The organism is Embleya sp. AB8, from assembly GCF_049739465.1.
Classification (GTDB): Bacteria; Actinomycetota; Actinomycetes; order Streptomycetales; family Streptomycetaceae; genus Embleya.
In genome coordinates, this window is record NZ_JBMHHY010000044.1 from 45,187 (window position 1) to 70,914 (window position 25,728).

A 25,728-nucleotide genomic window follows, 5' to 3' on the forward strand; every position below is an offset into this window, starting at 1 on the left:
ACGGTGCCTCAGTTCGCAGAGCGGGCGAAGCGCTGCATGCGCGCGAGCACCGTGTCCGAGGTCGGCGACAACATCTCGTCCACGACCCGACCATCGGCCAGGAACAGGACCCGGTCCGCGTAGGACGCCGCGTTGGGGTCGTGGGTGACCATCACGATGGTCTGGCCCAGGTCGTTGACACTGTTGCGGAGGAAGCCGAGCACCTCGGCGCCGGAGCGCGAGTCGAGGTTGCCGGTCGGTTCGTCGCCGAAGATGATCTGCGGCTTGCTCGCCAGCGCCCGGGCGCAGGCGACGCGCTGCTGCTGACCGCCGGACAGCTCGCTGGGCCGGTGCTTGAGGCGGTCGCGCAGGCCGACCGTCTCGATCACGTTGTCCAGCCAGGCCTTGTCCGGCTTGACGCCCGCGATGTCCATCGGGAGCGTGATGTTCTCCAGGGCGGTCAGCGTGGGCAGCAGGTTGAACGCCTGGAAGATGAAGCCGATCTTGTCCCGGCGGAGTTTGGTCAACTCCTTGTCCTTGAGGCCGGTGATCTCGGTGTCGCCGATCCAACTGTGGCCGGAAGTCACCGAGTCGAGGCCCGCGAGGCAGTGCATCAGGGTCGACTTGCCCGACCCGGACGGGCCCATGATCGCGGTGAACCGGCCGCGGCCGATCTCCACGTCGACCTCGTCGAGCGCGACCACGCGGGTCTCGCCGTCGCCGTAGCACTTGGTCAGGGACCGGGAACTGGCCGCGCTGCCCTTGGCCCGATCGTCGTGATCGATGCGCTGATAGGCGTCGGGCTCGGCGGGCCCGTGCGCCGGGGAGGTGATGGTCGGGGGGCGCCGGCGGTTTCCGGGAGACATGCGGTGTGCTCCTTGGCATGGGGTTCCTGACATGTCCCAGCCTCCGCCGCCGGCGGGTACGGCTGATAGCCGCGAACGTGGCCGGTGGTGTCACTAAAGTTGCATGTTGGGCGTCCTTTGTTGTGGGGCGGCGGTTCCCCTCGGGGGTCACGCGGTCGAGGTCAATCGGGCCAGGATCAGGCCGCCCACGATCAGCACGAGGGCGGCGACGCGGCCCACGCCGAGCGCGTCGTGCTGGACGGTGATGCCGAGGGTGATCGCGCCGACCGTACCGATCCCGGTGAACGCGGCGTAGGCGGTGCCCACGGGCAGGTCGCGCATCGCGACGGAGAGCAGATATACCGCCGTCGCGCCGAGCAGGAAGCAGACCAGCGTGGGCAGTGGTTTGGTGAATCCTTCGGTGGGTTTGATGCTCTGCGACCAGACGACCTCGACGAGGCCCGCACCGAGCAGAATCAGCCAGGCCATCAGTACCCCTGTACCAGTGAACGCCCGAACTCCGCGGCGCCGGCCAGCGCTTCCGCGTGCGAGGACAGGTGCTGCCCCCGGCGCTCGGCGAGCTTGGGGTCCACGAGCGAGTTGGTGAGTTCGGTACCGAGCACGATCGTGTCCGCGATCGTGTAGTGCCCGGCGAAGAAGTCCACGAGGTAGCGCGTCTGGTGGTCGAACGGCGCCCGAGGAGTGCCGGGCAGGTAGGACCCGCCGCGCGCCGAGGCGACCACGAACCGGCGCGGCGCGAGCGACATCCTGGGGAAGGTGACCTGGTCGATCCAGGTCTTGAGCTGGGCCGGTACGCCGAAGTTGTACATCGGCGCACCGATCAACACCACGTCTGCGGCCACCAGTTCGGCCAGCAACGGCTCGACGGTGGCCCAGGCCGCGCGCTGCTCGGGAGTACGGACGGCCTGCGGATAGTCGGCGATCTCGGTGATGCCCTCGCGCAACATGGTGTCGCAGATCTCGGTCCAGGCCTGGCCGATGGGCGGTATGGGGTCGGCGGTGAGGTCGCGATGGGTGTAGCCGGCGTCGGGCCGGGCGGCCCGCCACGCGTCGGCGAAGGCGGCGCCGAGGGTACGGGAGAAGGAGTCGGCACGGGCGCTGGAGTCGAGGTGGAGGAGGTGAGGCACGGAGAGCTCCCGATCTGTCGTGAGTAAGTGGACGGACTGTCCACTTCCCGGATCGAGAGCGTAATAGATAAGTGGACGCCGCGTCCACTTGTTCGGTCGATCTGGATTTGGTTAAGTGGACGCACCGTCCGTTTGATCACTTCGACGACTAGGGTGGCGATCATGACCAAGCGCACCGAAGACCCCGAAAGTGCCGAACGCACGGACTTGCTCACCGGGCTTCCGGTCGCCGCGGCCGGAGCGGCCGGAGCGGCCGGAGCGGCGCCGCCGCGCGAACGTGCGGACGCCGCGCGCAACCGGGCGCGGGTACTGGCCGCGGCGGAGGAGCTGTTCGCCTCCGGCGATCCGGCCGAGGTGACGATGGAGGACATCGCCAAGGCGGCGGGCATCGGGCGGGGGACGCTGTACCGCCGCTACCCGGACCGGGCCTCGATCGCACGGGCGCTGTTGGACGCGCATGAACGCGCGCTGCAACACGAAATCCTGCGCGGGGCACCGCCGTTGGGCCCGGACGAGACAGACCCGGCAGAGCGCCTGGCGGCCTTCTACGCGGCGATGGTCGAACTCCTTGAGCGTCACGTGCACTTGCTGCTGGGCGCCGAAACGGGCCCGGCCCGCTACCGGACGGGCGCCTACGACTTCTGGTACACCCACGTACGCCTGCTGGCAGCGGGAACGCCGGACCCGGACACGCTGGCCGACGTGCTGCTGGCCCCGCTGGCCCCGGAGCTGTACCGGCGACAGCGAGAACAGGGCATCTCGGTGGACCGGATCAAGGCGGCACTGGCGGAGCTTGGGCGGGGGGTGCTGGCGGGGTCGGGGTCGGGGTCGGAGTCGGAGTCGGAGTCGGGGGCGGTGCGGGAGTAAGGGGTGGCGGGCCCGGTCGAAACGGCGGCGGTGTCCGGGGGATGGGGGATTCGATGCCCGCCGCTGACCGGGAGCTGCGTCTCGAGGTGTGGTCTTGATCCTCGCTGATTCCCTTTGATTCCCACTGATTCCCGCTTCGACCGGTTCGAGGGTGCTCGACGCGGCGTTGGGCGCAACCAGGTCGAGGGAAGCGCGTCTATGGGATTGAGAGTGGAAGTCGGGCGGCGGCGATCCGCCGGGCCCGAAGGACACCTACTCCGACCGTGCCCGGGCGCCGGGTTCGCGTTTTTGCAGCCTCGTTTTCGAGACAAGGGACGACTCTGTCATGCGTAGGTCCGAAATGATCTCATCTGCCCGCATATTCGCGATCGGTACGCCGGTCGCGATCCTGGCCGCGCTCGGCCTCCCCGGGGCCGTCGCCGCCGCGCACCCCGCCGACGGGTCGGCATCCCCGTCGACTCCTGCGTCGACGTCCCCGTCGGTGTCCCCGTCGGTGTCCGCATCGGCGACGCCGGGTGGCGGCAAGACCACGCCTCCTCCCACGAACGGGACCACCCCCACCAAGACCGCCGCCCCCACGGAGAAGCCGAGCCCGGGCGACCCCGACAAGCCCAGGGTGACGCTCGACCTCAACAATGTTCCATCGACCGTCACCCGTGGCGAGACGTTCGAAAGCCGCATGACGATCACCAACATCACGAAACAGAGCATCGACGGGCTGCAGATCGGGATCGCGCTCGAGCTGAGCGGTGATGGTACGCACGCGAAGTCGAAGGACTTCGTGGTCCGCTACACCCTTCCGGGTCGATCGCCGCGGACGCTCACGCTCACCGACACGGAGGCGCTGCTGCTCGGCACCGTCGACCTACCCGACCCCCTGCGCGCAGGCGAGAAGGTCGTCATCGGACTTTCCGTGACGGTCGAGACCTCGACTCCGTCCGGCGTCACGTCCGGCAGCATCAACCCCTGGGTGTTCAGGATTCCCGCAACCGCCGATGTGGTCCGGACGTTCAAGATCGTCGGTGCGACACCGACCACTACTGCCGAGCCTACTTCGGCACCCGGCACCACCCCGGTCACGACGCCGCCCGCCACGACCGGCGGGCCGCAGGTGGCCTCGTTGCCCAAGACCGGTGGTGCCACGGCGCTGCCCCTGCTGCTCAGCGGCGGCGTACTGGTGGTCGTCGGCGGCACCGCCCTGGTCACCGCCAGGCGCCGACGTACCCACTGAACCGCCGGGGCCACCCAACACGATGCCGAACTCCCGACCTTCCCGGCCGGGTAGGCGAGTTGGGCCCAGCGCCACGGCCGCCGTCGTTGTGCACGACCACCCCATTCCCGACGGCGCCATCTCCACGCATCCCAACCTCCGCCCCGGCACCCGGATTCGGTAACCCCACGCGCGCCGGCGCCGACCGCGCCCATACTCGAAGAGACGGCGTCGGGACGGCGTCGAGAGGGCCGGTTCGGCGATCGCGGGTCAGGGATCGGGTTCGGGATCGGGGGCATCACGTGGATCCGATACAGGGGCGGCTGCTTGCCACGGCGGTCGTGGGGGCGTTGCGGCGGCTCACCGCCCCGCCGCCCGGGGCGCGGTTGGTCGAGGATCCGGTTCGGATGGGTGATCGGGTGGCTCGGCGTCGGGTGCCGCGGCGGGTCGGTGCGGGTGATGTGGAGCGGTTGACGGGCGCACTGACCCGGCGACTCACCGACGTGGAACGCGACTTCGCGCGGTTGACACCCGTCGAGGGCGAGCGGATCGTGGCCGCGGTGGTGGTCACCCTCGGTGCCGCGGTGACGATGGACGACGTACAGGCGGCCGGGCTCGATCCCGCCGTGTTGCGGGCGCGGTTGGCGGCCCGTGCGGGGCGGTCGCCGGAGTCGGGGACGCCGCTCTACGACGCGCTGCTGGACGAATGTTGCCTGCACATCGTGGACTTCTTCACCAAACAGCCCGAGTTTCTGGCCCGCACCCTGGTCCGACAGTCCTCCGACCAGGCCGAGTTGTTGCGGCGGGTGCCGGAAATCGAGGCACAGGACGCGGAGTTCGGCCGTCGATACGGCGCCGGCCTGCGGACGAAGCTGGACCAGGCCCGGCTGTTCGGGGTCACCGAACTTGACTCGGAGGAGAGCACATACGAGCTGACCACCGCGTATGTGAGCCTGGTCGTGCAAACCCGCCGCGAACCCGGGCCGCGGCGCCGATGGGACGACGACGCGGCCCGGGCGGAGACCGCGCGCAGCCTGTTGGAGGACGCGCTGGCGCGCAGCGATCGGATGGTTCTGGAGGGGCCGGCCGGGTCCGGAAAGAGCACACTGCTGCGGCGGTTGGCCGTCCACGTCGCCTCCGGTGACCTCCCGCCGCGACTGGCCTCCTGGACCGACCGGGCGCCGTTCCTGTTGAAGCTGCGCACGATGGTCGCGGACGATCGACTGGTGTTGCCGGAGCCGGCCGACTTCGTCACCGCGTCCGGATCCACGCTCGGAACCGAGCAGCCCCCGGGCTGGGCGGCCCGCCGGCTGCGTACCGGTCGGGCGGTGGTCTTCGTCGACGGCGTGGACGAACTGCCCGAGGAACACCGGGCGGACGCACTGGACTGGCTGGAACAGCTGTGCGTGGACTACCCGGACGCGGCCTACGTGCTCACCTCCCGACCGAGGGTATTGTCCGAGCGGCGGCATCTGCGGCTGCGAAAGGCCGGGTTCGTCGCCGGTGAGCTGCAGGCCATGTCGAGCGCGCAGGTCGAGCTGTTCGTCGACCGCTGGCATCGGGCGCAGCCCGGTGATCCCGGCGAACTGGGCGCCTGTGCCGAGCAGTTGAAGCGGACCCTGGACCGCCGCCGGGATCTGGCCCGGCTCGGCACGAATCCGCTGCTGTGCGCGCTGATGTGCGCGTTGCATCGGCACGCGGATCAGGCGCTCCCGGAGGGCCGGACGGAGTTGTACCGATCGGCGATGGCGATGTTGCTCGGCGGCCGGGAACGGGCCCGGCGGATCGCCACCACCCGGGTGCGGCTCCAGCCGACGCAGATGGAGAAGGTGCTCGCCGCGCTGGCGATGTGGATGACGCTCAACGGCCGCCGATCGATCACCCTCCGGGTGGCGACCGGGTGTGTGGCCGATGTGCTGACCCGATTCCGGCAGACGGTCGAACCGCCGTACACCGCACGCGAGGTACTGGACAGCCTGGTTGCGCGCAGCGGCCTGCTCCAGGAACCCGAGTTGGACGTCTTCGAGTTCCGGCACGCCAGTTTTCAGGACTACCTCGCGGCGCTGGAGATCATCCGCGCCGAGCACCTGGACCACCTGATCAACCACGCGCACGACCCGCTGTACCACGACGTACTGATCATGGCCGTCGCCCGCACCCAGGACGACCCGTCCCGGCAACGGGAGTTACTGGACGGCCTGATCACCCGAGCAGAGGCCGAGCCCGACCCGGGGCACCGCGACCGGTTGTGGCTACTGGGCGCCGCGTGCGTATCCGGCGTGGGCATGGTGGACCCGGAACGGGCGGCCCGATTCCGGGCCGAAACGGCCGATTTGTTACCACCGAAGGGTTGGGACGCGGCCGGTCAACTGGCCGCCGCAGGGGAGTTCGTGATCGATCTGCTCGTCGACCTGACCCGGGATCGGCGGCTGTCGGATCAGGACGCTCGAAGGATCGTGCATACGGCGGGGACGATCGGTGGCGATGCGGTGATCCCCCTGCTGGCTCGCTTTCGAGACCGGAAGTGGTCCGCGATCCGGTTGGACCTGATGACCGTGTGGAGCACACTGACGGATCGGGAGAGGTACTACGAGACCGTTCTGAAGTACGTGGGCTTCGAGAACTGCGTTTTGGAGGTTCCGGATTCGGCGGCCCTGGAACTGCTGGCGGGCCGCGCCGATGTGCGGACGGTGTACCTCCCCGCCGAGATGTCCGAGATACCCGCACGTGCGCTCGCCGCGCTCCCGAACCTCGAGTCGCTCGGAATGGTCGGCACCGGAATCACGGACCTGAGCCCGTTGGTCGAGTTGCCGGGAGTGACCTCGCTGACCCTCGGGTGCGCTCAGCTTTCCGGTCCGAGGATACTGTCCCGGTTCCCCTGGATTACCAGCCTGCACTTCAACGACGAGCCGCTGCACGAGGTGGGAGTCCTGCCCGATGCCCCGAAGTTACGGTGCCTGATCCTGCATCACACACCGATCGCGGATCTGTCCGGTCTGACGAAGTACCCGAGGCTGGAGACGCTCGGCATCGCCGACACCCTGGTCACCGATCTGGGTCCGCTGCGTGGGTTGACCGGCCTCGACTGCCTGTACGTGGACGGCTCGCCGGTGACGGACCTGACCCCGTTGGCGGCGCTGCCCCGACTCGGCACCGTGGGCATCTGCGACGCCCACGTAACCGACCTGACTCCCCTGGCCGCCCTCCCGAACCTGACCTGGCTTCGAATCGACGAATCCCAACGGCCACACCTCGGCCCACTCACCGAACACATCACCGGCGGCCGACTCAAACTCCAGGTCGGCATGTCGGCCGACTGATGCCGCGCCCGACTCGGCGCAAGCGCTGCTGCTCGACCGGCCTCGAAGGGCATGGCAGGGTGAGCGGATCTCAGCGGCGAAGTCGGGGAAAGCGGGGCCGGAGTGGGTTCGTTTCTGGAAGTCGGCAAGGAATATCGGTATGCCAAGACGAAGGACCCCGCTCCGGAGACAGTGGAGGACCTGGCCAACTTCTGGCATGTCACGGACACTCCGGGCGGCAAGAGAGCCATGCTGGAGGCCGGGATCAATGGCATCGCCGGGATCGACGCCGTCGACGGCAAACGCCGCCCGGCGGTGCTGATCCGGTTGAGCCACTGGAAGTTCGGCACCGTAGAGACCCCGTGGCACGATCACTTTCACCAGGACGGTGCGGGACTTCGGTACTACGGCGACCACAAGCCGGGACAACGGCAGCGCGTGGGTACGACCGCGGGCAATGCGGTACTGCTGGCCGCTTGGGGACGCCAACTTGCGCTCGTAGGCGGGGACCGGCGGGTCGCCGAACCGTTGCTGATCTTCAGTTCGGTGCCCGGTACCGGCCAACGAAGAGGCAAGCAAAAGGGTCAGGTGCGGTTCGACGGTGTCGGGCTCATCCGGCATGCCGAGCGGGTCGAACAGGGAGGCGGTCCGGACGGACCCGTGTTCCCCAACTACGCCTATGAGATTTCCCTGGTCCCGCTCGAAAACGGTCGCCTCGACTGGCGTTGGATCGTAGACCGTCGCAATCCGGAGCTGTCCTCGGAGCAAGCGCTGACAGCTGCGCCACGGGCCTGGCGCGAATGGGTCGAGGAAGGACGCCCTTCGCTTCCGCGGGTTCGCCGACCCAAAGCCGGGTCCCCCGAGAAGGGTCCGAAGAACGTGTCGACGTCGGCCTCGGGCGAGACCGCACATGTCGACCCGGCCGTCTCGACGGAAACCGACGAGGCTGGTCCGGTCCGAGGTCGGCTCATCACCGAGGCCGAGGTGTTGGCCGAGGAGCTCTTCGAGCGGCTGGAAGCCATTACTGCCATCGCGGGTACGGACACCGTCGGCGGGCACGAACTGCACGATGCGCTCGGGCTGTTGGACCACACGACCTCGGTCGTGAGGTCGACGGCGGCGGAGCCGGTGACCCGGCGCGAGTTGTTGTTGTGGCAGTTGATTCGCGATGGTGCGCTCGCCCGCAAGGTGAAGGCGTTGCATGGCGACGAGTGCCAGGTGTGCGGCCTGCAGTTGCGGATACGTTCCGGGACCTCGAGCCAGGCCGCACATATTCGTGGGCTCGGGAGACCGCACAACGGCCCCGACGAGTTGGCGAACCTGTTGTGCCTGTGCCCGAACCACCATGTTCTGTTCGACGGCCTGGCCATCTATGTGGACCCGCACGGGATGGTCCGGCGCACCGAGGACCACGCCGAGGTCGGAAAGTTGCGGTGCAATTCGGCTCACGAGATCGACGAGGTGCATCTTGCCTACCATCGCGAGCGGTGCTTCGCCTCGGATTGATGCCGGTCCGGTTCAACCGTCGGTCGGCGTGCCGAGTCTCAGCCGATTTCCGTCCGGGTCGGTCAGCTCGAGTTCTTGTCCCCAGGGTGCCTGTTCGATCGGTACCCCGAACTCGCGGGCCACCGGGGCGATGTCGGTCAGCCGGAGGTAGATCAGGGTGTCGGGGGTCGCGTCGCCGGTGTGTTCGCTGAGGAAGAGGCTTACCTCGCCTCTCGCTACCTCCACGAAGGCCGGGAGGTTCGGTTCGAAGCGGTGTTCCCATTGTTTGGCGAAGCCCAGGCGGGCGTACCAGTGGACGGACTCGGCGGCGTCGACCACGCGCAGGATCGGGATTGCCTGTTCCTTCATGGCCCGCACTCTGCCAGGCCGAGGTGTCACCCGCGCCGTGCTACCGCTGCCGGATGACCGCCTCCTGGACCACCGAGGCCACCAAGACGCCGTCGTGGTTGTAGAACTCGCCCATGGCCAGGCCCCTGGCGTCCTGGGCGGAGGGGGAGGCCTGGGCGAAGAGGAGCCATTCGTCGGCGCGGAAGGGGCGGAGGAACCAGACCGCGTGGTCGAGGGAGGCCATCTGCAGGGTGGCCGGGTTGGTGATGTAGGGCTTGGCCGCGGTGCCGGCCAAGGTGAGGTCGGACATGTAGGTCAGTCCGCATACGTGCATCAGCGGGTCGTCCGGGAGCTGCTTCGCCGCGCGCATCCATACCCTTTGATGTGGGATGCCGTCGACGAAGTGGGTGCCCGGCGACCGGTCCTCGGGGACGAAGCGCAGGTCCATCAGCAGGCGGGTCTGCGACTCCTCGTAGTGGGCACGTTCCTCGGCGGACAACTTCTCGTACGGGTCCGGCAGGTCCTCCGGCAGCGGGACGTCGGGCATCGCGCGGCGGTGCTCCGGGGTCTCCTCGGTCACCTTGAAGGACGCCGACAGGGTGAAGATCGCCGCGCCGTGTTGTACGCCGGTCACCCGCCGGGTCGCGAAGGAGCGCCCGTCGCGGACCCGGTCGACCTCGTAGACGATCGGCGCTGTGGTGCTGCCGGGGCGCAGGAAGTAGCTGTGCAGCGAGTGCACGTGTCGATCCGGCACCACCGTGCGGCCCGCCGCCACCAGGGCCTGCGCGGCGACCTGGCCGCCGAACGCGCGCAGCGGCGCGCCGGCGTGGCACCAGCCCCGGAAGATGTTCTCCTCGATCTGCTCCAGGCGCAGCAGGTCGAGGAAGGTCTCGGCCCGGCCCGGGCCCTCGGCGGCAAGATCGTGTTCGGTCACATCGCCCATGATGGACCATCGCCCCCGCGCGGCCGGTGGCACCCGGGGGCGTCGGCCCGGCGGGCCGCGGCGAGCCGGCCGGTCGTCCCACCCGGCCCGACCCGCCCCGCCGCGCGCACGCCCCGCACTCAGCCCGCCGCCGCCAGGAACGACCTGACGATCGGCCCCGCCGACTGGCCGCCGGTGATGCCGCCCTCGACCCATACCGCGACCGCGATGTCACCCCGGTAGGCCACCATCCAGCCGTTGTTCGGCTTGCCGCCGCCCACCTCGGCGGTGCCGGTCTTGGCGCCCACGTCGCCGCTCAGGCCGCCGAGGGCGTTCTGCGCGGTGCCCTCGGTGACCACGGACCGCATCAGCGTGCGCAGTTGGCCGCTGACCCCGGCGGGCAGTTCGCGCGGCGCGTGCCACCGGCCCTGGTCCTGGTCGGCGAGCAGGTACGGCTGCCGGAACGTGCCGGACTTGGCGGTGGCCACCACCGACGCCATGGTGAGCGGGTTCATCTGTACCTGCCCCTGGCCGATCATGTTCGCCGCCTTCATCGTGTCGCCGGAGGCGGCCGGCACCCGGCCGTCGAACGAGACGATCCCGGTCTTCCAGTCGCCGCCGATGCCGAAGCAGTCGTGCGCCATCGTGGCCAGGTCGTTCCCGGTGAGCTTGCTCGACAGGTTGGCCATCGTGGTGTTGCAGGACTGCGCGAAGGCGAGTTTGAAGGTGCCGTCCGGGAAGGAGCGGCCCTCGGAGTTGGTGAACCGCATGCCGCCCGCGTTCGCCGACTCGGGACAGCCCACCTTGTCGTCCAGGCCGACCGCGCCCTTGCTCAGCAGCGTCGCCGCGGTGACGATCTTGAGCGTCGAACCGGGCGGGGTCGTGCCCAGGAACGCGTTGTTCGGGCCGTTCGCCGGGTTGTTGGCGACCGCGACGATCTCACCCGTACCGATTCGCACCGCCGCGAGCGACGCGGTCCGCGACTCGCCCTTGATCGCCCGCTCGGCCGCCGCCTGGAGGCCCGCGTCCAGCGTGGTCTTGACGCCGCCCTCCCGAGGCGCCGCAGTCTGGACCTCGCCGACCGTGCCGAGTTGCTTGACCGACGCGCTCGACGCCGCGTCGACCAGCAGCACCGTGCCGCCGACCTTGGCGTCCTCGCCCGGCCGGGCCTTGCTCGCCAGGCCGGTACGGATCGTGGCCAGCGACGGATACTCGGTCGGCGACAACGCCGTACCGTCCTTGGTCCGCAGGATCTCGCCGCCGACGCTGCCCTGGTTGGGCACCAGCTTGAGCCGGGTGGCCGGGGTCAGTTCCGGGTGCAGCGCGGTCGGCGCCCAACCGACCAGGTAGCCCTTGTCGGGCGTCTTGGCGACAGTGACGGTGCCCGTGTACGTCCAGTCCCCCGCGTAGTTGAGCGTCAGGCGCGCCTCGAAGCCCACCGGGATGCTCCCGTCGGGGTGCGCCGGCTGCGCCTCGCCCACGGTGAGCCGGCGGCCGGTCACCCGCAGCCCGTCGTTCAGCCCGACCAGGGTCCCGCTCGCCGCCGCCGGATCGGTGGTCAGGGTGCCCGCAGCGGTCCAGTTGCCCGCCTGCCACTCGCCGAGGAAGCGCCGCGCGGCATTGCGCGGACTCTGCTCGACCACATTCGCCGACGCGGTACCGGGCGCCCCGGCGGTCGGCGACGCGGACGAATCGTCCTGCTTGAGAAACGAATAGGCCCCGTAGCCGGTGCCGATCACCAGTAACAGGGCCAACCCGAGAAACACCCAGCCGGTTCTGCGCCGATGTGTGTCGTACCGCTCGTCCTGCTGCTCGTCCTGCCGCTCCTCCGCGAACTGGTCGTGACCTCGGTACTCGTGGTCGTAGACGTGTTCTTCGCCCCGGTTGTGCTCCGCGTCGTGCATACCCACCCCCACCCGGAACCGCCGATCCCCTCGGCGGGAGCGTGAGTGTACGGGGCAGCCAAAAGGTCGGTGTGCTCAGGGGGTCTTTCGCCACCGCGAAGAAAGATCATCTGTTCGAATATTCGAGCCGTCGGGCAAGTCGAATACCTCGACCGCCTCGACCGCCTCGATCACGTCGAGCACCTCGATCACCCGGTCAGCAACGCCACCAGCCGCCCCGTCAGGTCGTCCGCCCGTGCCCCCATCGCCCGGAACGACTCGAGCGGTTCGCCCATCGGATCGTCGAGTTCGTCCGCCGGGCGGGCCAACCGGGTCGGCGGGCGCAGTGCGTCCACCTCGGCCAGCCAGTCGGCGAACGGGAGTTCACCGCGCGGGCCGAACCGCTCGCCGAGCCGCACGAGTTCGCCGAGCAGGAAGGTGTACGGCAGCGCGTCGGGGGCCAATGCCTCGATCGCCCAGTGGTGTTCGCGGGACATCCCGAGCACCAGGTCGGCCGCGCGCAGCAGTTCGCCGGTGAGCTTGCGGCTGCGATGGGCGGGCGGCTCGATGCCGTACTCGACCAGGACCAGCGCGCTGTTGTCCGCCATCGGCCGGGCGTTCCAGTCGATGGTGCCCGCCGAGGAGACCTCGGCCGGCAGCGCCGATCCGGCCAACCGGCGGCGCACCATCGCCTCGACCACGGGGGAGCGGCAGATGTTCCCACTACAGACGACCAGTATCCGTACCGATGCAGTCACGCAGCGGATCCTAGGACCGCGCCGAATCCACCGGGGGGCCGGCCCCGAATCCCGATCCCGGGCGGGGGTGACGGGTCATCAGTAGGGTGATCCGTCTGAGGGGGGAGCGGATCGGCGCAGTGAATGGGGCGAGGGTTGTTCGGGATCATCCGGCCGTGCCGGCACCGACTTTCGGAGAAACTGCAGAGCGAGTGGATGGCGCACCTGTGCGGCATGTGTCTCGCGCTGCGTGACGACCACGGACAGGCGGCTCGCGTCGCCACCAATTACGACGGATTGATCGTCTCGGTACTGGTCGAGGCGCAGTCCGCCCGACCGACCGCGGACGGGCGGCGCAAGGCCGGCCCCTGTCCGCTGCGCGCGATGCGGCGCGCGGAGGTGGCGATGGGGGAGGGCGCGCGGCTCGCGGGCGCGGTGTCGCTGGTGCTCGCGTCGGCGAAGATGCGCGACCACATCGACGACGGGGACGGTGTGTACCGGCGGCGCGCGGTGGCGGGCGGTGCCCGTCGGGTGGCCGATCGTTGGGCGCGGCAGGGCGCCGGCGCGGCCCTGGACGTCGGCTTCGACACCGCCGTGCTGGTCGACGCGGTGGATCGGCAGGTCGAGGTCGAGGCGCTGGCCGGGCCGGGGGTTTCGGTACTGACCGTGACCGAGCCGACCGAGACGGCGACCGGTGCGGCGTTCGCGCACACCGCGGTGTTGGCCGAACGTCCGGACAACGCCGAGTCGTTGGCCGAGGCGGGTCGGCTGTTCGGGCGGCTGGCCCACCTGTTGGACGCGGTCGAGGACATCCACGCGGACCGGGCGGCGGGCGCCTGGAATCCGCTGTCGGCCACCCGGACCGGACCGGACGAGGCGTACCGGCTGTGCCGCGATGCCGCGACCGGGATCCGACTCGCGCTGGCCGAGGTGGAGTTCGTCAATGGCGCGCTCGCCCACCGGTTGCTCGTCCACGAGGTGGAGGAGGCGATCGACCGGTCGTTCCGGCACGCGGGCTTCCCGGTCGAGTCGCCGTCCTGCTCGGCGGGCGGGAAACACGGTACGGGCTGCGCCAAGCACGGCGAGCGGTCCGAACCCCGGCTCGCCGCACGGCCGGCGGGGTCCTGGCCGAATCAGCAACCGCCGTACCAACAGCCGCCGACCCAGCAACCGCCTTACCAGCAACCGCCCTACCAGCAGCCGCCCGGCAGCCCCTACGACCCGAACAACCCGTGGGGCCCGCCCGGCGGCCCGACCCCACCACCACCGCCGCCGCGCGGGCACAACCCGCTCGTCGCGTGTGCGATGTGGGCCGGACTGTGCTGCACCTGCCAGTGGTGCTGCCGGGAGACGTTCGAGGACCCGTGCACCGGCCGCCAACGGCAGGGGTGTTGCCGCAAGTGCGAGTGCGGGGACTGCTGTGACGGCTGTGACGGCTGCGGCACCTGCTGTGAGTGCGGGGAGTGTTGTGGGTGCTGCGACTGCTGATCGAACGGCGGCTCTCGGCATACCCGTAAAAAGTCGCCGAACTGGTATTCGACGGTAGAAACGCCCAACCGTAACGTCTTGGCAAAGCATCTTCGGTCCGATTGACCCTGCTTTCGCCACCCAACCACGATCAGCGATGACCAGGTGTCGTTCCGTCGACACCCGGTGTCACCGATCTCGGGCCGGTTTCGCCGGCCCGATGCCGTGCGTCCCCCGGGGCGCACGGCAGACGGGAGGGGGCCGATCATGCACGACACGACGCACGCGGCACACGCGAAACGCCCATTGGCCCGCATCGCCGAACTGCCCGGCGGCGGACCGCTGCGCACCGGGTCGGCACTGTCAGACCCGGACCCGGTGCCCCGCGATCGGGTCACCCTGGTCGTCCCCGCCCGCAACGAGGCCCGCAACCTGCCCTGGGTGCTCCAGCAGATACCCGATGGCGTCGACGAAGTCCTGCTGATCGATGGGGACTCCACCGACGCCACGTCGCTGATCACCCGCCGCTACCTGCCCGGCGCGCGGGTCATCCGGCAGTCCGGCCAGGGCAAGGGCAGCGCGCTGCGGACCGGGTTCCGGCACGCGACCGGCGACATCATCATCACCATCGACGCCGACGGCAGCATGTCGCCCCAGGAGATCCCGCACTACGTGCACTTCCTGACCAACGGCTACGACTTCGTCAAGGGCTCCCGCTTCGTCGGCGGCGGCGGATCGCTCGACCTGACCGCCGTGCGCAGCCTCGGGAACCACGCGCTGATGGTGCTGGTCAGCCGGCTCTACGGCTATCGGCTCACCGATCTGTGCTACGGCTTCTGCGCGTTCCGCCGGTGCTTCCTGGAACACCTGGACCTGCGCTCGACCGGCTTCGAGATCGAGGCCGAGATGATCGTCCGGGCGCTGCGCGCGGGACTGCGGATCGCCGAGGTGCCCAGCTTCGAACTCCCGCGCCGCAGCGGCCGATCCAATCTCAACGCGCTGCGCGACGGGCACCGGGTGCTGCGGACCGTGCTGCGCGAGCACGGCGGCGCGCGTTCGGTCCGGCGCCCTGGGGAGGACGCTTGACGCCGCGCCGCGACCGCGAACCGACCCCGATGCCGCGGATCCCCAGGCAGCGCCCGGCCGAGCCGGGGACGAAGGCGGGGACGAAGGCGGGGCCGAGGGCGGGGCCGGGGTCGGGGCCGGGGTCGGGGACGAAGACGGCGGCGGCCGAGTCGTCCAGCGGTCCCCACGAGCCCGTGCGCGTGCTGGTCGTCGACCTGGCCGCCGGCGCCGTGCCCAGGCTGAGCACGCCCGACGGCGAACCGGCCGACTGTCCGGCCGGCGCCGTCCTCGCCCTGGTCCGGCACGCGGGCACCCCCGTTGGCCTGCTCGACCTCGAACTGCCCACCGCCGACCCGGACGAACTGGTCGCCCGCGCCCTCGCCCGCTTCGGCACGCCCGCCGCCGCCCCCGAACCACCGCGATACCCCGCCGCCGGCCCGCGAGTCAGCGTGATCGTGGCCACCCGGGAGCGGCCCGAGCAACTCGCCGCGTGCCTGCGGACGCTGGTCTGGCAGACCTACCCCGACCTCGAACTGATCGTGGTGGACAACGCGCCCACCACCAGCCGCACCGCGAGCGTGGTCCGGGGCGGCTGCGCGGGCCTGGTGCGCTATGTGTGCGAACCGCGTGCGGGCCTGGCCGTCGCGCACAACCGGGGCATCGCCGCCGCGACCGGCGAACTGCTCGCGTTCACCGACGACGACGTACTCGCCGACCCGGGCTGGGTCGCCGCCCTGGTCGCCGGGTTCGCCAAGCCGAGCCGGCCCGGCTGCGTCACCGGGCTGATCCTGCCCGCCGAACTGCGCACCCCCGCACAGCTGATGCTGCATCACCACGGGGGCTACGCCAAGGGATTCGCACCGGTCCTGTACGACGGCCGGGTGCCGCCGGCGGCCGACCCGCTGTTCCCGTTCACTGCCGGCCGGTTCGGCTCGGGCGCCAACATGGCCTTTCGGGCCGACGTACTGCGCGAGTTGGGCGGCTTCGACCCGGCGACCGGGGTCGGGACACCCGCGCGCGGCGGGGACGATCTGCTCGCGTTCTTCCGGACCATCGTGCGCGGGCACCGGATCGGCTACGAACCGGGCGCGCTGATCTGGCACCGCCACCGGGCCGATCCGGCCGCGGTGGTGCGCCAGGTCCGCGGCCACGGCACCGGACTCGGCGCCTACCTGACCGCCGCCGTACTGCGCGAGCCGCGCATGCTCGGCGCGCTGGCCCGGCGGTTGCCCGGCGGGATCCGGTACGCGCTGGCCCGCACCCGCGCCCCCGGGCGACCCGAAGTCCCCTGGCCCGCCTCGCTCATCGGCCTCGAACGCCGCGCGCTGGCCGCAGGACCGCCGGCCTACGTGCGCTCACGGATGCGGATGCGGGGGGTGTGCGCGCCGTGGAAGGAGGAGCCCGGGGGACGAACGCGGGCCGGGGACGGTGCGCAGGCCCCGGACCGGGCGTGGCCCGGCGATCAAGCGGGGCCCGGGCGGTGACGCAGGCCCAGGTCTGCCGGCCGGTCCGGCTCCGGGTGGATCCGCTGCTGCGCAACGGCCATGTGTTGACCGTGGGTTCGCTGATGACCTCGGCGTTCGGCGCGGGCTACTGGGCGTTGGCGACGCGCTGGTACGGGGACGCGACGGTGGGCCGTACCTACGCCGCGGTGTCCGCGATGATGTTGTTGTCCGGGCTGGGCCAACTCGGCCTGGCCAACGTGCTCGTCCGCTTCCTGCCGCAACCGGGCGCGGACCGGCGCGGACTGATCCAGACCGCGTACGCCGCCGCGTGCGGCGCGACGCTGGTGGCCGTACTCGGCTTCCTCGCGCTGATCCCGCTGTGCGCACCCGGCCTGGGATTTCTGCGCGCGCCGGCGGCCGGCGGCTGCTTCGTGGCGACGACCGTGGCCTACGCGCTGTTCGCCCTCCAGGACGGCGCGCTCACCGGACTGCGCCGACCGGGCCTGGTGGTGGGCAAGAACAGCGGCTTCGCCATCGCCAAGATCGCCTTCGTCGCGGCACTGGCCGCGCCGCTCCCGACGCTGGGCATCCTGCTGTCCTGGACCCTGGCGCTGGTGGCGACCCTGATCACGGTCGACGCCCGGCTGTTCGCGCGCCTGCTGCCCGAGCACGATCGGGCCGAGGCGGTGGCCGCGGCCGAGGCACCCATCCGCGCGGGATTCGCCACCCGCTTTCGCCCCGGCCGCGCGGTCGTTCGCTACGCCGGCGCCGACTACCTGGGCACCCTGTGCTGGCTCGCCGCGACCACGCTGCCGCCGATCATCGTGCTGGAGCAGGCCGGGGCCCGGGAGAGTGCCTACTTCTCGCTGGCCTGGGTGGTCGCGAACACGCTCTACCTGGTCGGGCTCAACATGGGCGCGTCCCTGCTGGTCGAGGCGGCCGGCGGGACCGCCGGGCTCGGCGCCGGGTGCAGGCGGGTGCTCCGGCATACCGGAGCACTGCTCGCACTCGCGATCACCGCTCTCGTCGCCGGCGCGCCACTCGTCCTGCGTGTCTTCGGACCCGGCTACGCGCGCAACGGGTCCACGCTCCTGCAACTCCTGGCCCTGTCCGCCCTTCCGCACCTCGTGGTCGCCACCGCGATCAGCGCCTGTCGCGTCCTGGGCCGGATGCGCGTCGTGGTCGCCATCCAGGCCGGCCTGGCCGCCGCCGTGCTCGGCCTGACCGTCGCCCTGCTGCCCCTGCTCGGCGTGCTCGGCGCCGGCGTCGCCTGGCTCGGCGCGCAGACCGCCACTGCGCTTGCCCTCCTCGCCGCCCGCCGGAGCTGGTTGCCCACCACCCCCGGGAGGAGCCCCGCATGACGGAGACCCCACCGCGCACCCGGCGCCTGGCCTGGGTCGCCATCCGGGCCGAGGAGGCGGCGGCGAAGCGGGCCGGCGCGCGCGCCCGCCGCGCCGTACCACCCGCCCACCACACCCGGCCCAGGCCCACCCTCACCGTGATCGTCTGCGCGTACACGATGGACCGCTGGGACGATCTGACCGCCGCCCTCGCCTCGATCCGCGCCCAGGACGAACCGCCCGCCCAGACCATCCTGGTCGCCGACCACTGCCACGAACTCGCCGCCCGCGCGGCCCGCGCCTTCCCCGACGTCACCGTGCTGCGCAATCGCGGCCGACGCGGCCTGTCCGGAGCGCGCAACACCGGCGTCGAGGGGGCGCGTGGCGACATCGTCGCCTTCCTCGACGACGACGCGGTGGCCGAACCCGACTGGACCATGCGCCTGCTCGACGGCTACGCCGACCCGAATGTGCTCGGCGTCGGCGGCCGGATCCGGCCGAACTGGGACACCGGGCGACCCACCTGGTTCCCGGCCGAGTTCGACTGGGTGGTCGGCTGCACCTACCGGGGCATGCCCGAACACGCCGCGCCGGTACGCAACCTGATCGGCGCCAACATGTCCTTCCGGCGCCGCGTGCTGCTCGGCATCGGCGGCTTCCGGACCGACCTGGGCCGGATCGGCACCCGGCCGCTGGGCGGCGAGGAGACCGAGCTGTGCATCCGCGCCGCGGCCCGCCATCGCGGCGGCCGGCTGGGCTACGAACCGGCCGCCGTGGTCCGCCACCGGGTGCCCGCCGCGCGCTGCACCTGGCGCTACTTTCGGGCCCGCTGCTGGGCCGAGGGGTTGTCCAAGGCGGCGGTCGGCCGGCACGCGGGCACCGATCGGGCGCTGGCGGCGGAGCGTGCCTACCTCGCCTCGACCATCCCACGCGCCCTGGTCCGGCCGTTCGCCCCGGATCCGGGACCGCCCAAGGCGACCATCCCGGCCCTGGTCCTGGGTGTCCTGACCACCGCGCTCGGCTACGCGGCGGGCCGGTTGCGCGGCCTGGGGCAGGATCCGCCGCCGACCCCGGCGGCGCTCGCGTTCCGCGCCTTCGGGGTGCTCGCGCTGCCGATCGCGATGGTGTTGTGGATCCTGGCGGTTCGGCTGCCGGTCGCGGTGGACCGGATGGGCGGACTCGGGCTGCTCGACGTGCTGCCCGTGCCGTTCTGGTGCGCACTGGGCCTGCTCACCGCCGGGTTCGCGGCCGGCCTGCTCGACCGGGCCACCCGGGCGCCGCGATACGCGCTGTACACCGGCGCGTTGGTGACCATGCTGCACGCCACCCCCGCCGTGCTGTACGAACACCTGCGCTACGCGTGGGCATGGAAACACGTCGAGGTGGTCGACCAGTTCCTGCGCACCGGCCGAACCCTCCCGCACGCGGGCGAATTGACGCCGTATCACGAGTGGCCCGGATTCTTCGCGGCGGCGGCCGGCGTCGTTCGGGCGGTCGGCGCGCACGACGCGCAGACCATCGCCACCTGGTCGCCGCTCGCCTTCGACCTGCTGCTGATCGGGCCGTTGTTGCTGCTGTATCGCACCCTCACCCGCAACCGGCGGATCGCCTGGGCGGCGGTGTGGATCTACTTCGGCACCGCGTGGGTCGGCCAGGACTACTTCGCGCCGCAGACCTTCGCATTCGTGCTGTACGTGACGATCCTGGCGCTGGTCCTGGACCGCGACCGCCGCCCGCTCGCCACCCTGGCCCGGTGCGCGCCGCTGGTCCTCGCGGTGGTGACGGTACATCAGCTCACCCCGCTGATGCTCGCCGTCGCGGCCGCCGCCCTTGCCTGCACGCGCGCGTACCGCCGGGTGGCCCTGCCGCTGCTCGGGCTGACCGTGGTAGCCGTGCTCGGCTGGGACCTGACCGTGGCCCGATCCTTCGTGTTCGAGCAATTCGGGGCGTCCTGGGACCAGTTCGGCGAGTTCCGGGCCAACGCGCACGCCGGCATGGTGAATCTGGGCAGCGCCGAGCCGGGGCAGGTGCTGGTCGCCCGGGTGGACCGGGCGCTGACGGTCTGTGTGGTCCTGCTCGCCGGCGCGGCGCTGATCCGCACCCCGCGGCTGCGCCACTCGCCCGCCACCCTCCTGGCCCTGGCCCCGCTCCCGCTGCTCGCGGCCGGCGCGTACGGCGGCGAAATCATCTTCCGGGTCTACCTGTTCGCGCTGCCCGCGGTCGCGTTCCTGATCGCCTCGTGGCTCGCCCCGCTGTTCGGCGACCGGCGCGGACCGCGCCCGCGCGCGCTGCTGCTCCCGGCGGTGTTCGCGCTGCTGCTCACCGGGTTCGTCTTCGGCTACTACGGCAAGGAGCGGCAGAACCACTTCACCGATGGCGAGATCGCCGCCCGGCGGTGGTTGGCCTCGGTGTCCGCGCCCGGCGATCTGATCGTCGCGGCGACCAACAACTTCCCCGGCGCCTACGCCGACTACGAGCGGCAGCAACACCGTTGGTTCGCGATGGAGACGCCCGAGCTGCGAGCCGGCGTGGTCCGCGATCCGGTGGCCGGACTGAGCGCACTGGCCGACGAGTACGGCGGCGCCACCGGGTACCTGTTCCTGACGGCCGGTCAGCGGGCCGAGTGCGAACAGACCGGCCTGCTCCCGGCCGGCACCCTCGACCGGCTGGACCGCGCGCTCTCCACCGCCCCGCGCTTCACCCTGCTGCGGCACGACCGGGACGCGGTGATCTACCGGATCAACCCCGCAACCACGGGAGTCGCCGCGACACCCCGCCCGACCGCACCCCGATCGGTGCCGCCGCGGTGACCGGCCCGATCCGCGCCGGGTGGCCCGCCGCGGCCGGCTGGGCGGCCTTCGCCACGCTCGAACTGCCCGCCGGACACCCGCTGCGCGTCCTCGTCGTGGTCGCCTTCCTGGCCGTCGGGCCCGGCTACGCACTCGCCGGGGACACCGGCTCCGGACTGGCCACGGCGGTCACCGCGGTGGCCGGGAGCGCCGCGCTGGGCGCGCTGACCGCCGAGGCATACCTGCTCGCCGGCGCCTTCTCCGGCCCGCGCGTGCTCGGCACCCTCGCCGGCCTGACCACCACCGCGACGCTGATCCGCACCGCCGCGGGCACATCCGCGTCCCGAAGGGAGCACGAATGAGATCCGAGGCCGCGGTACCGGTGCTGCTCTACCACTCGGTACACGACGATCCACCGTCGTGGCTCGCGCCGTTCACGATCGGGCCGGCCGAGTTCGGCCGGCACCTGGACCGGGTGCTGGCCGGCGGGCGGGTCCCGGTGGACCTGGACCGGTTCACCGAGGCCCTGCACGGCGGCCGCGACCTGCCCCGGGACAGCGTGCTGATCACCTTCGACGACGGCTACGCCGACTTCGCCCGGTACGCGCTGCCGCAACTGGTCGAACGTGACCTGCCCGCCACGCTCTACGTCACCACCGACGCGATGTCGCCCACCGCCCGCCCGCCGCTGCCGCCCGCCGCGATGCTCACCTGGCGGGTGCTGCGCGAGATCGCCGACGCGCCGGGCCTGAGCATCGGCGCGCACGGCTGTACCCACCGCGAACTCGACACCCTCCCGATCGACTCGATGCACCGGGAGATCGTCGGGTCGCGGCACCGCCTGGAGAGCGAACTGGAGCGCCCGATCGGCTCGTTCGCCTATCCGTTCGGTTACAACAACGCCGCCGTGCGGGCGGCCGTGCGGCACGCCGGATATCGCACCGCGATGGCCGTGCGCGACGCGCACAGCTCGCGCGAGGACGATCCGTGGCGGATCTCCCGGCTGATGGTGCGCGCCGATACCGACGTCGCCCGGCTGGACACCTGGCTGGCCGGCGCGGGTGGTCGGGTCGCGCCGTTTCGGGACGGGCCGGCCACCCCGGCCTGGCGGGCCTGGCGGCGGGCCCGGGCGCGTTGGCGGGGACACCGCGATCCAGGGCAGCGGCACGGGCACCCCGATCCGCTGCCCGGTCGGGTCGGGTGAGGCGATGGCCGGTCCATCCGGGACGGACGCGTGTTCAGCGTGGCGGCGGCCAGACCCGTACCGCGCGGATCCGCAGCTCCGCGCCGGCCACGTCGTCGGCGACCGGCTCCGGGTAGCCCATCGCGAGGGTGAACAGCACCTCCATCGGCTCGTGTGGCACCTGCGCCGGATCGGTCACCTCGAACACCTGCTCGCCGTCGATCGCCCAGGTCACCCGATCCGGCGTCCAGTCGAGGGTGAACCGGTGGAACCGCGCGGACCAGTCGCGCGCGGGCGAGGCTCGGGACGTGGCGGTCGCTCGGCCGTTCGGTTCGGTCCAGTGCGCCGTGGTCCGGGCCGATCGGTCCCGGCCGATCAGCTCGATCACGTCCAACTCGGGAGGTGTGCGGCGCGCGGCGGGCATCAGCCAGAAGGCCGGGAACGAGTTCGGCTCGCCCGGCAGCATCAACTCGGCCTCGACCCGGCCGTAGGTGAAGGTGAACCGCGGCCGACCCGACCAACTCGGCCGCCCGGTCGACAACATGCCCGACGCCCACGGGTAGACGGTGCCGTCCGCCCCGGTCGTGCGGCGGCGCACCGCGGTCAGGATCGCCTGCCCGTCGTGCACCCGGACCTGCTCGGGCCGGTACCACTGCTGCTCGTGATTGCCCGCGTTGGTGCAGCCGTCCACGTTCCAGTCGTAGCAGGTCACCCAGCGCTCGGAGTCGAGCCCCGAACCGGTGAAGTCCTCGGCGAACAGCGGCCGCGGCCCGGCACTCGGCCCGCCGGTGGCACCGCCGGCGGCACCACCGGACGGACCGGCGGACGAACTGCCGGGCGGACCGGGCCGGTTCGGTGGGCCGGATGTACAACTCGCCAGCAGTACCGCCACCAGCACCGCCGCCGGCAGCCGAACGACCCGGCGCCGCCCGGCCGTTCCGAAGATCCCCGTCCCGCTCACCCCACCCCCTCAGCGCCCGCACCGGCGGATCGCCAGGCCGAGCGCGCGAACCGCGGTCACCGCGGCGGGCAGCGGATCGTCCAGGGCCAGCCAGGCCGGCTCCAGACCGCCCCGATCCGGCGGGAAACCGGGCCGCCCGGGCGCCCCCGTTCGACCCCGGTAGGCCACGAACGCCGCGACGTCGAGATGCTCCGCGATATAGCGCCGACCCTCGCGCTGGACGCCCGACGGGATCGGCCGACCGGTCAGGTCCAGATGCAGGGCGCGCACCACGTCGAGCCCGCGGTCGGTCTCGAACATCCGGAACTGGGCGCCCACCCGCGGGTTGAAGTCGACCAGTTTGTAGCGCCCGTCGCGCAGATCGAGCCGCCAGTCCAGATCGGCCGGTCCGCGATAGCCGATCGCCCGACACAACCGGGCCGAGCACCGGGCAAGCCCCGGATTGGCCAGCGCCCGGGCGTATGTGGTCACCCCCGCGTGCGGCGGCCAGGAGCGCAGCTTGAGGCCGGTGAACACCGGTGCGCAGCGCCCGTCCGGCGCGGCGTACAGGTGCACGATCCAGTCCTGCGCGAACTCGCGTGGTACGTAGGACTGCAACAACACTCCACGCGGCGACCCGACCAGCGCGACGAGCGAACGGCGGTCGGGGACCACGGTGGTGCCCGCGACCACGGGGGTGCGCAGCCGCTCCCAGGGCGCCGGGTTCTTCACCACCACCGGGTAGCCCAACTCGTCGGCGAAGGCCACGAGTTGCTCGGCATCGGCGGGGAAGCGGGTGTCCGGCGCGGGCACCCCGTGGGCCAGACAGCGCTCGTAGAGGCCACGTTTGCCGGCCAGTCCGGCGGGCAACTCCGGGTCGATCTCGGGCAGCAGGAAACACTCCGCGAGCCGGTCCCGGGCGCCGGCGGCCAGCAGTGCCGCCTCGTCGTCGGTGGGCACCAGGACCGCGCGGGCGGGCAACCGGCGGCCGATCCGCAGCAGTCGGTCGACCAGCGCCGCCGGGTCCTCCAGGCCGGTGGTCGGCCACACGTGCCGTCGGGCCAGATGCCGGGAGCGGGCGGTCGGGGTGAACGCGTCCTCGACCACCGCGTGTACCGGCACGCCCGCGCGCCCGAGCGAGCGCACCGCGCCGACCGACCCCTGGTGCAGCGGATAGCGGCCGACCTTGAACAGCAGGGCCGGCACCGATCGATCCAGCTCGACTCGTCGCACATCCATGCCGTCGCCTCCCCGTCCGGACCTTTCTAGCAGCGCGGGCGGACCTTTCACCGGATAAGCGAACAATCCATGTCGAATACCCACCCTGCTCAATACCCGAAGGACGCAGTGATGACCGTCGCCATCGTCGGAGCGGGCCCCTACGGCCTCTCGCTCGCCGCCCACCTACGTCAACTCGGGGTGACCACCCGGGTGTTCGGGGAACCCATGGAGAGCTGGCGGCGCCACATGCCGGTCGGCATGTTGCTCAAGTCCCGACCGGTCGCCTCCTCGCTGGCCGCACCGCGCCCGGGGTACACCCTGGCCGCCTTCCAACGGGCCCGGGGCGAACGCCCGCTGACGGGCGATCAGCCGGTGCCCAGGGACACCTTCGTGGACTACGGCCGGTGGTTCGTCGACCGACTGGTCCCGGACGTCGAGCGGGTGCGGATCACCGGCATCGAACCGGCCGGGCACGGCTTCGTGCTCGGCCGCGACGACGGCCCGGAAGTCGAGGCGGACGCGGTCGTGTTGGCCACCGGACTGGCCGCACACCGCTTCGTCCCGGCCGTGCTCGAAGACCTCGGCGACGACCTGGTCTCGCACTCCGCCGAGCACGCCGACCTGGCCGAACTCGGCGCGGATCGGGACATCGTGGTGATCGGCTCGGGCCAATCGGCGCTGGAGAGCGCCGCGTTGTTGCACGAGGGCGGTGCCGCGCGGGTGCGGGTGTTCGGCCGGGCCGATCGGGTGCGCTTCGCGGCGCCGCCCGAGCCGGGTCGGCCCCGCCGGCTCACCCCGGACTCGCCGCTGGGCGCCGGTTGGACGGTCGCCGCCGCGGCCCGGGGGCCGGCCGCGTTCCGCCTGCTGCCCTCCGGGGTCCGGGCGGATCTGGCCCGGCGCATCCTCGGCCCGTCGGCCGCGTGGTGGTTGCGCGATCGGCTGGACGGGCGGGTCCCGGTCCGGGACGCGCAGACGATCACCCGGGCCCGGCGCGCACCGGACGGCCGGGCCCGGATGTTGCTCCGGGACCGGACCGGCTACCAGCGCGAGGTACACGCCGACCACGTGCTTGCCGCCACCGGCTACCGGGTGGACCTGGCCGCGCTCGACTTCCTCGCCCCGGCCGTGCGTCGACGCATCGCCACGGTGCGCGGACTGCCTGCGCTGGCCGCGTCCTTCGAGACGACCATGCCCGGCCTGTACGTCACCGGCCCGCCCGCGGCGACCACATTCGGGCCGCTGCTTCGGTTCGTGCACGGCACCGAATTCGCCTCCCGGCGCCTGGCCGCGGTGCTTGCGGCCCGGTCCCGGGGGTAGCCCCCCGCGCCCGTGGCCGACCTGCGGCCCGCTTGTCCTCAAGCGCCGGACGGGCTGGGGTGTTTGCGGGGCTTGGGGCGCAGGGTTGCGGTCCCGGTCTCCGGGGGTGGCCCCCTGCGCCCGTGGCCGGCCTGCGGCCTGCCTGTCCTCAAGCGCCGGACGGGCTGGGGTGTTTGCGGGGCTTGGGGCGCAGGGTTGCGGTCCCGGTCTCCGGGGGTGGCCCCCTGCGCCCGTGGCC

Annotated in this window: 21 protein-coding genes; 12 read left to right on the forward strand and 9 right to left on the reverse strand. The window is 71.8% G+C overall.

Annotated elements, in window-relative coordinates:
- Nucleotides 1–8: 8 nt before the first annotated feature.
- The 3 genes from ABIA38_RS42060 to ABIA38_RS42070 form a co-directional block, all read right to left on the reverse strand.
- Nucleotides 9–845: an ABC transporter ATP-binding protein gene (locus ABIA38_RS42060; protein WP_424644295.1), complete on the reverse strand. Its 837-nt coding sequence runs from the start codon at nucleotides 843–845 to the stop codon at nucleotides 9–11.
- Nucleotides 846–992: 147 nt separating this feature from the next.
- On the reverse strand, nucleotides 993–1,313 hold the full coding sequence (locus ABIA38_RS42065; RefSeq protein WP_424644296.1) for a DMT family transporter: 321 nt from the start codon (nucleotides 1,311–1,313) through the stop codon (nucleotides 993–995).
- On the reverse strand, nucleotides 1,313–1,972 hold the full coding sequence (locus tag ABIA38_RS42070) for an FMN-dependent NADH-azoreductase (RefSeq protein WP_424644297.1): 660 nt from the start codon (nucleotides 1,970–1,972) through the stop codon (nucleotides 1,313–1,315). Before ABIA38_RS42070 ends, ABIA38_RS42065 begins: the two co-directional genes overlap by 1 nt.
- Before the next feature lie 162 nt (nucleotides 1,973–2,134).
- Between ABIA38_RS42070 and ABIA38_RS42075 the strand changes: the two genes are divergently transcribed.
- From ABIA38_RS42075 to ABIA38_RS42090, 4 genes are all read left to right on the forward strand, one after another.
- Nucleotides 2,135–2,839 carry a TetR/AcrR family transcriptional regulator gene (locus tag ABIA38_RS42075; RefSeq protein ID WP_424644298.1) on the forward strand — a complete coding sequence of 235 codons (705 nt, stop codon included), beginning with the start codon at nucleotides 2,135–2,137 and terminating at the stop codon, nucleotides 2,837–2,839.
- A gap of 616 nt (nucleotides 2,840–3,455) precedes the next feature.
- Nucleotides 3,456–4,070 carry an LPXTG cell wall anchor domain-containing protein gene (locus ABIA38_RS42080; protein WP_424644299.1) on the forward strand — a complete coding sequence of 205 codons (615 nt, stop codon included), beginning with the start codon at nucleotides 3,456–3,458 and terminating at the stop codon, nucleotides 4,068–4,070.
- 281 nt (nucleotides 4,071–4,351) lie between these two features.
- Complete coding sequence (locus ABIA38_RS42085; protein WP_424644300.1) at nucleotides 4,352–7,369, forward strand: NACHT domain-containing protein; 3,018 nt, start codon at nucleotides 4,352–4,354, stop codon at nucleotides 7,367–7,369.
- 102 nt (nucleotides 7,370–7,471) lie between these two features.
- Nucleotides 7,472–8,854 carry an HNH endonuclease gene (locus ABIA38_RS42090; RefSeq protein ID WP_424644301.1) on the forward strand — a complete coding sequence of 461 codons (1,383 nt, stop codon included), beginning with the start codon at nucleotides 7,472–7,474 and terminating at the stop codon, nucleotides 8,852–8,854.
- A 12-nt stretch (nucleotides 8,855–8,866) separates the two neighbouring features.
- Here ABIA38_RS42090 and ABIA38_RS42095 read toward each other — a convergent pair whose 3' ends face one another.
- The 4 genes from ABIA38_RS42095 to ABIA38_RS42110 all read right to left on the reverse strand — a co-directional run bounded on the left by ABIA38_RS42095 (nucleotide 8,867) and on the right by ABIA38_RS42110 (nucleotide 12,744).
- Nucleotides 8,867–9,202: a glyoxalase superfamily protein gene (locus ABIA38_RS42095; protein ID WP_424644302.1), complete on the reverse strand. Its 336-nt coding sequence runs from the start codon at nucleotides 9,200–9,202 to the stop codon at nucleotides 8,867–8,869.
- Between the two features lie 40 nt (nucleotides 9,203–9,242).
- A complete protein-coding gene (locus tag ABIA38_RS42100) occupies nucleotides 9,243–10,124 on the reverse strand; it encodes an acyl-CoA thioesterase (RefSeq protein ID WP_424644303.1) in 882 nt (293 codons plus the stop codon).
- A 119-nt stretch (nucleotides 10,125–10,243) separates the two neighbouring features.
- Nucleotides 10,244–12,007 carry a penicillin-binding transpeptidase domain-containing protein gene (locus ABIA38_RS42105; protein ID WP_424644304.1) on the reverse strand — a complete coding sequence of 588 codons (1,764 nt, stop codon included), beginning with the start codon at nucleotides 12,005–12,007 and terminating at the stop codon, nucleotides 10,244–10,246.
- Nucleotides 12,008–12,195: 188 nt separating this feature from the next.
- Complete coding sequence (locus ABIA38_RS42110) at nucleotides 12,196–12,744, reverse strand: hypothetical protein (RefSeq protein WP_424644305.1); 549 nt, start codon at nucleotides 12,742–12,744, stop codon at nucleotides 12,196–12,198.
- 123 nt (nucleotides 12,745–12,867) lie between these two features.
- Between ABIA38_RS42110 and ABIA38_RS42115 the strand changes: the two genes are divergently transcribed.
- The 7 genes from ABIA38_RS42115 to ABIA38_RS42145 all read left to right on the forward strand — a co-directional run bounded on the left by ABIA38_RS42115 (nucleotide 12,868) and on the right by ABIA38_RS42145 (nucleotide 22,033).
- Nucleotides 12,868–14,211: a DUF5685 family protein gene (locus tag ABIA38_RS42115; protein ID WP_424644306.1), complete on the forward strand. Its 1,344-nt coding sequence runs from the start codon at nucleotides 12,868–12,870 to the stop codon at nucleotides 14,209–14,211.
- A gap of 246 nt (nucleotides 14,212–14,457) precedes the next feature.
- Nucleotides 14,458–15,276: a glycosyltransferase family 2 protein gene (locus ABIA38_RS42120; RefSeq protein ID WP_424644307.1), complete on the forward strand. Its 819-nt coding sequence runs from the start codon at nucleotides 14,458–14,460 to the stop codon at nucleotides 15,274–15,276.
- Between the two features lie 173 nt (nucleotides 15,277–15,449).
- Nucleotides 15,450–16,739, forward strand: coding sequence for a glycosyltransferase family 2 protein (locus ABIA38_RS42125; protein ID WP_424644308.1), 1,290 nt, complete (start codon nucleotides 15,450–15,452; stop codon nucleotides 16,737–16,739).
- A complete protein-coding gene (locus tag ABIA38_RS42130) occupies nucleotides 16,736–18,061 on the forward strand; it encodes a lipopolysaccharide biosynthesis protein (protein ID WP_424644309.1) in 1,326 nt (441 codons plus the stop codon). The genes ABIA38_RS42125 and ABIA38_RS42130 overlap by 4 nt, the downstream gene beginning before the upstream one ends.
- On the forward strand, nucleotides 18,058–20,850 hold the full coding sequence (locus ABIA38_RS42135; RefSeq protein ID WP_424644310.1) for a glycosyltransferase family 2 protein: 2,793 nt from the start codon (nucleotides 18,058–18,060) through the stop codon (nucleotides 20,848–20,850). The genes ABIA38_RS42130 and ABIA38_RS42135 overlap by 4 nt, the downstream gene beginning before the upstream one ends.
- Nucleotides 20,847–21,191 (forward strand): hypothetical protein, encoded by a 345-nt coding sequence (locus ABIA38_RS42140; protein ID WP_424644311.1) that lies wholly within the window; start codon nucleotides 20,847–20,849, stop codon nucleotides 21,189–21,191. The genes ABIA38_RS42135 and ABIA38_RS42140 overlap by 4 nt, the downstream gene beginning before the upstream one ends.
- Complete coding sequence (locus ABIA38_RS42145) at nucleotides 21,188–22,033, forward strand: polysaccharide deacetylase family protein (protein WP_424644312.1); 846 nt, start codon at nucleotides 21,188–21,190, stop codon at nucleotides 22,031–22,033. The genes ABIA38_RS42140 and ABIA38_RS42145 overlap by 4 nt, the downstream gene beginning before the upstream one ends.
- Nucleotides 22,034–22,067: 34 nt before the next feature.
- On the opposite strand, the gene ABIA38_RS42150 is transcribed toward ABIA38_RS42145, so the two are convergent.
- On the reverse strand, nucleotides 22,068–22,973 hold the full coding sequence (locus tag ABIA38_RS42150) for a glycoside hydrolase family 16 protein (RefSeq protein WP_424644313.1): 906 nt from the start codon (nucleotides 22,971–22,973) through the stop codon (nucleotides 22,068–22,070).
- 9 nt (nucleotides 22,974–22,982) lie between these two features.
- On the reverse strand, nucleotides 22,983–24,191 hold the full coding sequence (locus tag ABIA38_RS42155) for an ATP-grasp domain-containing protein (RefSeq protein ID WP_424644314.1): 1,209 nt from the start codon (nucleotides 24,189–24,191) through the stop codon (nucleotides 22,983–22,985).
- 111 nt (nucleotides 24,192–24,302) lie between these two features.
- Here ABIA38_RS42155 and ABIA38_RS42160 point away from each other — a divergent pair, with 111 nt between their 5' ends.
- Nucleotides 24,303–25,490 carry an FAD-dependent oxidoreductase gene (locus ABIA38_RS42160; RefSeq protein ID WP_424644315.1) on the forward strand — a complete coding sequence of 396 codons (1,188 nt, stop codon included), beginning with the start codon at nucleotides 24,303–24,305 and terminating at the stop codon, nucleotides 25,488–25,490.
- The last annotated feature ends 238 nt before the right edge of the window (nucleotides 25,491–25,728 follow it).